This window comes from Pseudomonas sp. HN8-3 (genome assembly GCF_020790195.1).
Taxonomy (GTDB): domain Bacteria; phylum Pseudomonadota; class Gammaproteobacteria; order Pseudomonadales; family Pseudomonadaceae; genus Aquipseudomonas; species Aquipseudomonas synxantha_A.
This window is the reverse complement of record NZ_CP086206.1, coordinates 4,545,387-4,557,085: the sequence shown is the minus strand read 5'-3', so window position 1 is coordinate 4,557,085 and position 11,699 is coordinate 4,545,387. Positions and strand designations below refer to the sequence as shown.

Here is an 11,699-nt window from a genome sequence, read left to right as displayed (position 1 = left end):
ATGGAACGTATCGATCATCTGCTGCCCTGGGGGCACCTGGGCTGTGAGCGCCAACTGAGCGTATTTCGCTTCGGCAGCGGCGAGCGCAAGGCCTATATCCAGGCCAGCCTGCACGCTGATGAGTTGCCGGGTATGCGTGCCGCATGGGAACTGAAAAAACGCCTCACCGAGCTGGAACAGCAGGGCGCCCTCAACGGCGTGATCGAGCTGGTGCCGGTAGCCAACCCGATGGGCCTTGGCCAGCTGTTGCAAGGCAGCCATCAGGGGCGTTTCGAAGTGGGCAGCGGCAAGAATTTCAATCGCGACTTCGTTGAGTTGAGCGAGCCGGTCGCCGCGTTGCTGCAAGACAAACTGAGCGATGACCCGCACGCCAATGTGCGCATGATTCGCCAGGCCATGAGCGATACGCTCACCGCCTTGCCCGAGCCGAGCAGCCAGTTGCAAGGCATGCAGCGCATTCTGCTGAGCCATGCCTGCACCGCCGATGTGGTGCTGGACCTGCATTGCGATGCCGAAGCCGCGCTGCACATGTATGCGCTGCCGCAGCACTGGCCGCAGTGGCGGTCGCTGTCAGCGCATTTGAATGTGAAGGTCGGCCTGCTGGCGGAAGATTCCGGCGGCAGTTCGTTTGACGAGGCGTGCTCGTTGCCGTGGCTGCGTTTATCGCGCCTGTTCCCCGAGGCCCAGATTCCGTTGGCCTGTCTGGCGACAACGTTGGAGTTGGGCGGCCAGGCCGACACCGGCCGTGATGAAGCGATCTTCCACGCCGAAGGCATTCTGGCATTTCTCGCCGAACAGGGCTTGATCAGGGGCCAATGGCCCGCACCGCAACATGAACCTTGTGAAGGCATGCCCTTCGAAGGCACCGAGTTGCTGTTCGCCCCCCATGCCGGTGTGATCAGTTACCTGCGTAAAGCTGGCGACTGGGTAGAAACCGGCGACGAGATTTTTGAAGTGATTGACCCCCTGACCGACCGCGTAAGTACCATTTGTGCGGGCACCTCGGGGGTGTTGTTTGCCGTTGAACGGCTACGTTATGCCCAAGCGGGTTTCTGGCTGGCCAAGGTGGCGGGGCGCGAAGCGCTGCGTCACGGGCGCTTGCTCAACGACTGACCACCTGTTTTTGTGAGAACCGACCGCATGTACAAGCTTGAAGTCCAAGACCTGCATAAACGCTATGGCAGTCATGAAGTGCTCAAAGGTGTGTCCTTGGCCGCAGCGGCCGGTGATGTGATCAGCATCATCGGTTCCAGCGGTTCGGGCAAAAGTACCTTTTTGCGCTGCATCAACCTGCTGGAGCAGCCCCACGCCGGCAAGATTCTGCTCAATAACGAAGAGCTGAAACTGGTGGCCAACAAGGATGGCGCCATGAAGGCTGCCGACCCCAAGCAACTGCAACGTATGCGTTCACGCCTGTCCATGGTGTTCCAGCATTTCAACCTGTGGTCGCATATGACCGCGCTTGAAAACGTGATGGAAGCCCCGGTGCACGTGCTGGGCATGTCGAAGAAAGAGGCCCGTGAAAAGGCCGAGCATTACCTGGCCAAGGTCGGCGTGGGCCATCGTAAGGATGCGTTCCCCGGCCACATGTCCGGTGGCGAGCAGCAGCGCGTGGCGATTGCCCGTGCCTTGGCGATGGAACCCGAGGTGATGCTGTTCGATGAGCCTACTTCGGCGCTGGATCCGGAGCTGGTGGGCGAAGTGCTCAAGGTCATGCAGGACCTGGCCCAGGAAGGCCGCACCATGGTAGTGGTGACCCACGAAATGGGCTTTGCCCGTGAAGTGTCGAACCAGTTGGTGTTTTTGCACAAAGGCATTGTTGAAGAGCGTGGTAATCCGCGGGAAGTGTTGGTGAACCCGCAGTCCGAACGGTTGCAGCAGTTCCTCTCTGGCAGTTTGAAATAATCAAGGCTGCTTTTGTGCACCGGGATAGTGCATGCTCCGCAGTCTTGAGGTTAGCCCCGATCTCTTGTGGGAGCTGGCTTGCCCGCGATAGCGATGCATCAGTCAATGATGTGTTAACTGACCCATCGTCATCGCAGGCAAGCCAGCTCCCACTTTTGATCTCTGTTTGTTTTGGGATTTGTAGTTGATTACGGGCTAGCATTGGCCCACGGCTTCTTTCACTGTTTTCGCTCCGGATAGCACTCCATGACCGCCCACAAAATTGGTTTCCTGATTTGGCCCAGCACAAAAGCACTCACGCTTGCGCTGGCTGAGGAGGCCTTGCGCGTTGCTCAGCGGGTGCATCCGGATGTGGTCTACGAGTTGTCTTTTCTGCAGGCCGAGCCGCAAACCGAGGGGGCCTGGCAGTTGCCGGGCGAGCCGTGGGCCGGCAAGTTGGAAGGCTTTCAGAAACTGTTCCTGCTGGCGGATGAACCGCCTACCGTCATTGCGTCGCAGCTCAGCACTGCGCTCAAGCAGCTGGTTCGGGCCGGGTGCGTGATCGGTGGGTTATCGGCGGGTGTGTACCCGTTGGCCCAGCTTGGTCTGTTGGATGGTTATCGTGCTGCCGTGCATTGGCGCTGGCAGGATGACTTTGCCGAGCGCTTCCCCAAGGTCATCGCCACCAGCCATTTGTTCGACTGGGACCGTGATCGCCTGACCGCTTGTGGCGGCATGTCGGTACTCGACCTGCTGCTGGCGGTGCTGGCCCGCGATCACGGCGCGGAGTTGGCCGGTGCTGTGTCCGAGGAATTGGTGGTGGAGCGCATCCGCGAAGGCGGTGAGCGCCAACGTATTCCACTGCAAAACCGCCTGGGCTCCAGCCATCCCAAGCTGACCCAGGCGGTGCTGTTGATGGAAGCCAATATCGAAGAGCCGCTGACCACCGACGAGATCGCCCAGCACGTGTGCGTGTCGCGACGACAACTGGAACGGATCTTCAAGCAATACCTCAATCGCGTCCCCAGCCAGTACTACCTGGAACTGCGCCTGAACAAGGCGCGCCAGATGTTGATGCAAACCAGCAAGTCGATCATCCAGATCGGCCTGTCGTGCGGCTTCTCCTCGGGGCCGCATTTCTCCAGCGCTTACCGCAATTTCTTTGGCGCCACGCCGCGCGAAGACCGCAACCAGCGGCGCAGCAGCAGTCCCTTCGAGTTGTCGTCGGTGCCCTCAGAGCGCGGCTGATTCAACAGTTAGTCTTCTTCTGGTACTGGCAGAGCTGCCACCAGCGGCGTGCCTTGGGAGTCCACGGTGGCGGCCGCGACCTGGAAGTCCACACCTGTGCGTTGGTAGTACTGACGCAAGCGCTCCATGCTTTGCGCCGACAGTGGGTTGCCGCTCAAGTCGCTGTCGCCATTGAAGGTTGCTGACGTCTCCAGCAAGTCCTGCGGTATCTCCCGGATCGCGTTATTGCTTAAGTCCAGCGTTTGCAGTTGATCCAGGCCAAATACGCCCTCTGGAACTTCGCTCAGTGCCGCGTTGCTCAGATACAGCGCAACCAGTTGGTTCAGCGAGCCGACGTCAGGGGCGTGACCCAGGGGGTTGTTGCTCAAATTAACAAACTCAAGTTCGGTCAACCCCGTCAGCACGCCTCGGGTTTCGGGTGTCAGCCGGATTGCGCATTCCGTTATATCCAATGTGGACAGTTTGGGCATGTGCTGGATCGCCTCAGGCAGGGTGCCCAGGGAGCACTTGCTCAGTTTGAGGGTTTGCAAATGGCTGAAGTTGCGCAACGTACCGTCGACACCAGTCGTGGTGCCGCTGCCGTCCAGTTGGAACGAGGTCACGTGGTCGAAGTTGGCGTTCAATTCCGGCAAGTCGCCCAACACTGGTGTGTCGAGTAAGACCTGGTGGGTCAGCTCATCGTCCAGGCTTTCTTCATCTTCGGGGGCTTCTCGTCGCCACGCCTGCTCCAGCAGTGTCTTGAAGTTGCGCCGCCTCAGTTGGTCCTGGGCGCGGGTTTGTTCGTCAATAGGCACATCCAGGATGGGGTGCCGATCCGGTACAGCCTGCACCCACACCTGCAGGTCGTTGTTCAGTCGCTCGTATTCAGCTTCCAGGCGCGTCAACGTCGGTTCGATTGCCGCCATGTCGCCGGGGAGGCGGAAGATGAAACGGTCTGCCTCGTTATCCAGAAACGAGGGGTATAGCCGCTGCGTGCGCATGCGTTGTGATTCGGATGCCTGGGCGGCGAAACTCTCCCCGGTGCGCTGGCAGTAGCGTTTGATCGACTCCAGGGTTTGGGGTGTCAAGGGGTTTGCGGAAAGGACCAGGCCACTGGTGGTTGAGGCCGGCATGGAAAAAAGTGCCTCGGGCAGTTGCTCAATGGCGTTTTTGCTCAAGTTGACCGACTGGCGTGGCGGGTCGCCCAGCAGGCTAGGGGGTAGCTGTGTCAAACCGGTGTCTTTCAGCGAGATTGTGCTCAGATTGGGCAGGTGACTGAAATCCGGAGTACGGCCCAGCGGGTTGTGGTCCAGGTATAAATATTCGAGGCTGGTCATGCCTTGCAAGCCCGCTACGCTGGTAGGGCTGAGTTCTATTGAGCAGCGTGGCAGCCCCAGAATGGATAGTGCCTGCCGGTTGAGCACTTGGGCAGGGATGTCGCCGAGCCTCACGTTGTTGATGTCCAGGATACTTAGGGCCGGGAAGCTGTCGATAAAGGCGGTCGACCCCATCGGGCTACCATTGCCTTTGATGGTCAGTGAGCCAACATGCTTGAAGTGCGCGCTCAGCGTGGGCAGCTCGCCTGCGAGCGTCGCGGGGATTTCCAGCAAATGGACGAATTGAGTGTCCTGGGGTGTTTCCCTGCGCCAGCTTTGCTCAAGTAATGTGCTGAGCTCGCTTCGCCGGGTGGCTTCCGATGGCTGCAACTGCGGCTGTTGCGTCCAGTGGTTGAGCTCGGACTTTAGCGTATCCAATTCACCGGCCAACCTTGCCAGCTCGCGCCTACCCGCTTCCAGGTCGCCTGGGAGGCTGTAGATAAACTGGTTGATCTGGTCGGTGTCCAGTGAGGGATACAGCATTTTTGCGTCGCGCACATCCACTGCCGGAGCATCGGCCTCCCAGTAGGTGCCATGCTGCTGGTAATAGGCTTTAACGCGCTCGAGGGTGGCCGATGACAGTGGGTTGTCAGATAGGTCGAAGGCAGCGCTGGTATGTGACGGAAGATCGAACAGTGCTTCCGGTAATTCTCCGATCTGGTTGCCGCTGAGAAAGGCTGCGCTAAGGTCGTTGCGGGTGAGCAAACCGGGAGGGAGGCGATCGATGCCGGTTTCGGACAGGTCCAGTGTGTTCAGCTCGGTCATCGCTTCCACAGTGGGCACCCGACCCAAGGGGTTTTTATGCAGGTCCAGGGTTTGCAATTGGGTCATCGAGGCGAGCTGGGTTTGGCTGTGCGGCGTCAGGGTAATTGCGCAGTCGCTCAGGCTCAATGTGTTCAAGCTGCGCATCTGAAGTACGGCTGGGGGCAGGTTGCCCAAGGGAATACTGTCAACGGTCAAGTGACGCAATCGGGGAAAGTTGCCCAGGAACGCGGCGGCTCCTTGCGTGTGGTTGCTGCCTGACAGCGTCAGCATTGATACGTGATCGAAGTTGGCGGACAGTCGCGGCAGTTCGCCACGAATAGGGTAACGCAGGTTCATTCGGTAGCCGTCGCGCGCCGGGTCTTCGAAGTAGTCATCGAGGGGTAACTCCCTGCGCCAGCAGCGTTTGAGTTCGCGGGCAATGAGTCTGCGATTGCGTTGCTCGTACAGACGCTGGTGTGCGCTGAGTAGGGCGCCGTTTCCGGGGGGCCGAAGCGGAATGTCGCGTTGCCAGGCATTCAGGTCATGTTCCAGTTGGTTGTATTCGATGCGCAGCGCCTCAAGGCCCGCGAGTGCACCGCCAGGCTGTGAGTGCAAGTGGTTCACCAGGGTAGTCAATTGGCGTTCGCGAAGTCTGGGGTACAGGTCGTGCGCGCGTTGAAGCAAGTTCACAGGTCTTAATGGCGCCGGCGCCTGGGCACGATAGCCGTTGTCGCTGCCCAGCAGGCGCAGGGCTTCAGTGACACTTTCCGGCTTGCTATCAGGGGTGAGTAGTGTGCGCAGTTCACTGCGTGGCAGCGGCGCTTGCCGCAGGCGCTGCTTGAGTTGTGCGCCGTCGTGGATGCGAAGGCCGAGCTGGTCACGCTGTTTATCGGGTAGGGCACTTAAAACGGCTGAGTACAGGTCGGTCTCGCTGGAGAGGGCACCCTGTTCATTGTGGGGCTGGTAGCGGCCGGCTTCAGTACGCACCAACGTGCGCTGGATCGGGGCGTCATCTGGACCGATCCGCAGCCAGCTCGGTCCGGTTTGCGAGTGGTGACGAGCCTCTAGCTGTACCTCGCCAGACCAGCCTGGCAGTGTGCGCAGGGAGTTCAGTGCCAGGCGATCAGTGTCCAGGGAGGGCGGCGTATTCAAGTGCTGACCCTCATAGGCACGGTTGATCCGTACTTCATTCAACGCGGTGCGTGCCAGTTCGGCCAGGCGCGGGGGCGTGTTTCGTTCATGCAGTGCTTCAAGTTCTGCACCGCTGGCCTCGCTCACAAGTGTTTTCGCAACGCTTATAGGCAGTTCAGGCGTGGTGGTGAGCAATTGCTGGGTAAGCGGTTCGGTGGTGGCTTGCAACGTCGCATAACGCGAGTCGAACAACGCGCTGCGCTGGCTATCGGCAATGTCCGCCAGCTTATGGCGTAGCAGATGGGCGCGGCGATCCAGGCTGAGTTCGGGATCGCTGGCGCGCTCACCGAACTGCGCGCGGATTTCTTCGCTGCTCATCCCACGCAGGACGGTTTTCAGCAAGTCGCCGTTCTCCAGTTGGGCCTCAAATACCTGAATCACTGGCATGCGTTCATCACCGAACTCCCAGGCTGTTTGCCCCTTGTCGTCGACGATGCGCAAGGCTTTGGTGGGCGGCCACGAGCCGTGGGTGGTCAACACTTGCAAGGTGTCTTGTGGGTCAATCAGGTGGTACACCGCCGGATCGTCGCTGCGTAGCTGATCGATCAGCCGCTGGATGCTGCGGTCGATGCGCAGACGACTCAAGGTATCGTCCAGTAGCGGCGATAGAGGCTCGCTGTTGAGGTGCATTTTGCGCACGACACCCTCATCCACGCCGCTGATGTGCAAGCCCAGTTCCCGGTCCGCTTCGCTTAAATCCTGCACGCTGTGCCCCAGTCTGCGCAGCAACGTGTGCTTGTCCCACTGCAAGGGCTGTTCGAGTTCGGTGTGCCACGCGCCGGCGCCGTTGTGTCGCACAATCGGGCGATAGGCGTCAGGGCGGCTGGGGTGTTTGATGTAGTAAAAATCACTGTCCGGACTTTCTTCCACGGTGTACAGCTTGTTTTCCAGTGGCAGGATTGTTTCCTTGCGTACCTCGTGCAGGCCCAGCTCGTTGATACCCAGGCGCGTTGGCAACGATGATGGGTACTCATAGGGCGCCAGGTCCGGTTTCCAGTAGCGTTTGGCGCCGTTGGCCAGGCTCACCGGTTTGAAGCTGTCAATGTACGCGAGGACGTTTTCGGGCAGCACTTTACGCAGTTCGGTCGGGCCAATTTGGGTGCCCGCAGCGAAAGCACCCATCTGCACCAGGGATTCCAGCACGCTCATCAGATGACCGAAGGCTTCCTTGCCCAGGCCTTCGGCCCAGTCGATCACCCCTTCGAACACGTCATCGAGCAGTTGATAAGCCATGTAGCCCAGCATCAATTCGCCCAGGCCCGGCACGAAGGGGGCGACCACCATCAGTGCGGCGTTGAGGATAGAGGAAGCCACATCGACGAAAGAGTCCCAAAGCCGCCAGCGCGCCTCACGATCGACGCTGGCGGTGGAGACGGCCAGTGTGCGGGCGTCGTTGAGAATCTTGTCGAGTTTGCGACGGTACAGATGCAACCAGGGGTCGCCCCAGACAGGCTGCGCATCAAACTGTAGCTTGGGGTCTTCGATGGGGGTGCTGCGCCAGGGCGATTGGCCGCTGCCCCTGACCGGCGGGTGCCAGGTGATGCGCGCCAGGCGCTGGCTCAAGCCGGAAAAAAACACCCCGCGTTGGGCGTGGGGTACAAAGCGGCTGAAGAAGGTCTGGTAATCGCGGTCGCGTAGTTGCCGGGTCAGTTCCTGTTTGAATGCCAAAGGCGAGGCGTATTCCTTGAGCGGGTGCTGCGGATCATCTGGAACGTATGCCACCAGGCGTTGCGGCGAGCGCGGACTCTCAAGGTCGGGAGAGAACAGTTGAATGCCAGTCAGCGCAATGTCCATCATGCGCAGCTCCTGACAGCGCAACGGTTGGTCGTTGAGCTTGAGGTTGGGCGTGCCAGCTACCAGCCCTTCGATCAAGTCAGCATAGTCGTCGCTGATATCGTCCTTGATACGTGCCAGTTGCACGGCTGCATGCAGGGCGGCTTTCTGGCTGGCGTCGACCTTCAGGCGCAATACCGCAGCGGCAACCGGGTTGGACATGCCCAGCTCATCGTTGAGGTAGCGGGCGTAGCGGGCACCCATGTCCAGGTCACGGCACAGGCTGGCGAATGCCTGTATCGATAGCACACGTTTGATCTGCGGCAAAGTGTCGAATTGCCCGCTGGCCGAAGGCTGCGTGATAAAGGTCGAGGCCGGCTCGTAGGCGTCGGCCAGGGTTTCCTTGAGCTCAAAGTTATGCAGGGCGGCGTCGAGCAGCGAAACCGTCCAGGTGCGCGCTGCGCCGGAGCGTATCGGGAACCAGGGGGTACGATCAGGGATATACAGGCGTAAATAGGTTGTCTCGACGTTCAGGTCCAGGCCGTAATCGGCTTTCAATGCCTGTTCGAGGATCGGCTTGGCGAACGCCTTGGCGTCCTGCAGGTGCTGCAATGCCCGATCTACGCTGTTCTGTGCCTCCCAGTGGGCACCGGTCAGTCGCGCGAGCGCGGCGCGTTGTTCGGCACTGCCCGGCAGCTGTTGTGGCTGGGTGGCGGCAAGTGCCTGGCGTTTGTCGGCGCAGGCATTGCCGAGCCAGGAGGGCAGGGTGTCGGTCAACAATTGATAGTGGCTGTCGGGCAGGCGGGTATCGGAATAATCGAGGTTCGTCATGGAGCGGGTCCGTGCAAGTCATGAAGCCCGCAGTAAACCAGCCGGTTGCAGAGGGGGGACTTTAGATAGTTAGGGGGCGCAACCCTTTCACTGGATAACCCTGACGCAAACCTGGCGCAGCGTTTAAACTGCGCCATTGCGACGCTATTTGTCGCATTGGCGTAAACCCGCTAAAAACGCGGGTTGGCGCTATAAGAAGTTGTCGCTTGGCGGCAAGGCCCTACTGAAAACTGTCCTTACAATCCCTGCATCGCCCGCCAGTTCCAGGCAGGCGTTCCTCTTCAGGAGACTCCGATGTCCGTTGAGCAAGCCCCGGTGCAACGTGCCGATTTCGACCAAGTAATGGTGCCTAACTATGCACCTGCCGCCTTTATCCCTGTGCGTGGCCAAGGTTCGCGCGTGTGGGATCAAGCAGGTCGTGAGCTGATCGACTTTGCCGGCGGCATCGCGGTCAACGTGTTGGGCCACGCCCACCCGGCGCTGGTCGGTGCACTGACCGAACAGGCCAACAAGTTGTGGCATGTGTCCAACGTCTTTACTAACGAGCCGGCGCTGCGCCTGGCCCACAAGCTGATCGACGCCACCTTTGCCGATCGCGTGTTCTTCTGCAACTCCGGCGCCGAGGCCAATGAGGCTGCGTTCAAGCTGGCCCGTCGTGTGGCCTTTGACCGTTTCGGCAGCGAGAAATACGAGATCATCGCCGCGCTGAACAGCTTCCACGGCCGTACCCTGTTCACCGTCAACGTCGGCGGCCAGTCCAAGTACTCCGATGGTTTCGGGCCTAAAATCACCGGCATCACCCACGTTCCTTATAACGATCTGGCTGCGCTGAAGGCCGCTGTGTCGGGCAAGACCTGCGCCGTAGTGCTGGAACCGATCCAGGGTGAAGGCGGCGTACTGCCGGCTGAACTGGCTTACCTGCAAGGTGCCCGCGAACTGTGCGACGCGAACGACGCGCTGCTGGTGTTCGACGAAGTGCAAACCGGCATGGGCCGCAGCGGCCACCTGTTTGCCTACCAGCATTACGGTGTGACGCCGGACATCCTTACCAGCGCCAAGAGCCTGGGCGGCGGTTTCCCGATTGCGGCGATGCTTACCCGTGAAGACTTGGCCAAGCACCTGGTGGTCGGCACCCACGGCACCACCTACGGCGGCAACCCGCTGGCGTGCGCAGTGGCCGAAGCGGTGATCGACGTGATCAACACGCCAGAAGTATTGGCCGGCGTTAACGCCAAGCATGACTTGTTCAAGGCGCGCCTGGAGCAGATCGGCACGCAATACGGCATCTTCACCGAGGTGCGTGGCATGGGCCTGCTGATCGGTTGCGTGCTCAGCGATGCCTTCAAAGGCAAGGCCAAGGACGTGTTCAACGCGGCCGAAAAAGAGAATCTGATGATCCTGCAAGCTGGCCCGGACGTGGTGCGTTTTGCGCCGAGCCTGGTGGTGGAAGAGGCGGATATCAACGAAGGGCTGGATCGTTTTGAGCGTGCTGTGAAGACGTTGACCCAAGCCTGATACAAATCTATCTGCCGGACCGGATCAAATGTGGGAGGGGGTTTGCCCCCTCCCACATTAGGAACAGTGTTGTTCCTGACCTGTCCGGTATTTTTTTCTATGAGTTTTTCGAGTTAAGGAGTAACACCATGCTGGTGATGCGCCCCGCGCAAATGGCTGATCTGGGCGAGGTACAGCGTCTGGCTGCAGACAGCCCGATTGGTGTTACGTCCTTGCCAGACGATGTGGAACGCCTGAGCGACAAAATCGCCGCCAGCGAAGCTTCTTTCGCGGCCGAGGTAAGCTTCAACGGTGAAGAGAGCTATTTCTTCGTGCTTGAAGACACCGATACCGGCAAGCTCGCCGGTTGCTCGGCCATCGTTGCTTCAGCCGGCTACTCCGAGCCGTTCTACAGTTTCCGTAACGAAACCTTCGTGCACGCCTCCCGAGAGCTGAAGATCCATAACAAGATCCACGTGCTTTCCCAGTGCCATGACCTGACCGGGAACAGCCTGCTCACCAGTTTCTACGTGGTGCCGGAATTGGTCGGATCGCCCTGGTCGGAACTTAACTCCCGTGGCCGCCTGTTGTTCGTTGCCAGCCACCCCGAGCGCTTTGCCGATTCGGTGGTAACCGAGATTGTCGGCTACAGCGACGAAAACGGTGATTCGCCGTTCTGGGACGCCATCGGTCGCAACTTCTTCGACCTCAACTATGCTGCCGCCGAGCGCCTGTGCGGGCTGAAAAGCCGCACCTTCCTCGCCGAGCTAATGCCGCATTACCCGATCTACGTGCCGCTGTTGCCGGACGAAGCCCAGGAAGCCATGGGCCAGGTGCACCCGCGTGCGCAGATCACCTTCGATATCCTGATGCGCGAAGGTTTCGAGACCGATCACTACATCGACATCTTCGACGGTGGCCCGACGCTACATGCACGGGTTTCGGGTATTCGCTCGATCGCCCAGAGCCGCGTGGTACCGGTGAAGATCGGCGAGATGGTCAAGGGCGTCGGTCGCCAGTACCTGGTGAGTAACGCGCAGTTGCAGGATTACCGCGCGGTGATGCTGGAGCTGGACTATGCGCCAGGCAAGCCAGTAACCCTGGACCTGGCGGCCGCCGAAGCCCTGGGCGTTGGCGAAGGCGCGAGCGTGCGTTTGGTTGCGGTATAAAAACAGAGTT

6 protein-coding genes are annotated in these 11,699 nt (G+C 60.0%); 5 read left to right on the top strand and 1 reads right to left on the bottom strand.

Features of this window, described 5'->3' with window-relative positions; genetic code table 11:
- From LJX92_RS20215 to LJX92_RS20205, 3 genes are all read left to right on the top strand, one after another.
- Window positions 1–1,113, top strand: coding sequence for a succinylglutamate desuccinylase/aspartoacylase family protein (locus LJX92_RS20215; protein WP_103734780.1), 1,113 nt, complete (start codon window positions 1–3; stop codon window positions 1,111–1,113).
- A gap of 27 nt (window positions 1,114–1,140) precedes the next feature.
- Complete coding sequence (locus LJX92_RS20210; protein ID WP_005790637.1) at window positions 1,141–1,905, top strand: ABC transporter ATP-binding protein; 765 nt, start codon at window positions 1,141–1,143, stop codon at window positions 1,903–1,905.
- A 246-nt stretch (window positions 1,906–2,151) separates the two neighbouring features.
- Window positions 2,152–3,132: a GlxA family transcriptional regulator gene (locus LJX92_RS20205; protein WP_005790635.1), complete on the top strand. Its 981-nt coding sequence runs from the start codon at window positions 2,152–2,154 to the stop codon at window positions 3,130–3,132.
- Window positions 3,133–3,140: 8 nt separating this feature from the next.
- On the opposite strand, the gene LJX92_RS20200 is transcribed toward LJX92_RS20205, so the two are convergent.
- Window positions 3,141–9,026, bottom strand: a complete 5,886-nt coding sequence (locus LJX92_RS20200) for a dermonecrotic toxin domain-containing protein (RefSeq protein ID WP_228308868.1) — start codon at window positions 9,024–9,026, stop codon at window positions 3,141–3,143.
- Between the two features lie 294 nt (window positions 9,027–9,320).
- Between LJX92_RS20200 and LJX92_RS20195 the strand changes: the two genes are divergently transcribed.
- The gene (locus LJX92_RS20195; protein WP_032879829.1) at window positions 9,321–10,541 is read left to right on the top strand and encodes an aspartate aminotransferase family protein; all 1,221 of its coding nucleotides are present in this window, start codon (window positions 9,321–9,323) and stop codon (window positions 10,539–10,541) included.
- A gap of 128 nt (window positions 10,542–10,669) precedes the next feature.
- Window positions 10,670–11,689: an arginine/ornithine succinyltransferase subunit alpha gene (gene aruF / locus LJX92_RS20190; RefSeq protein ID WP_005790628.1), complete on the top strand. Its 1,020-nt coding sequence runs from the start codon at window positions 10,670–10,672 to the stop codon at window positions 11,687–11,689.
- The last annotated feature ends 10 nt before the right edge of the window (window positions 11,690–11,699 follow it).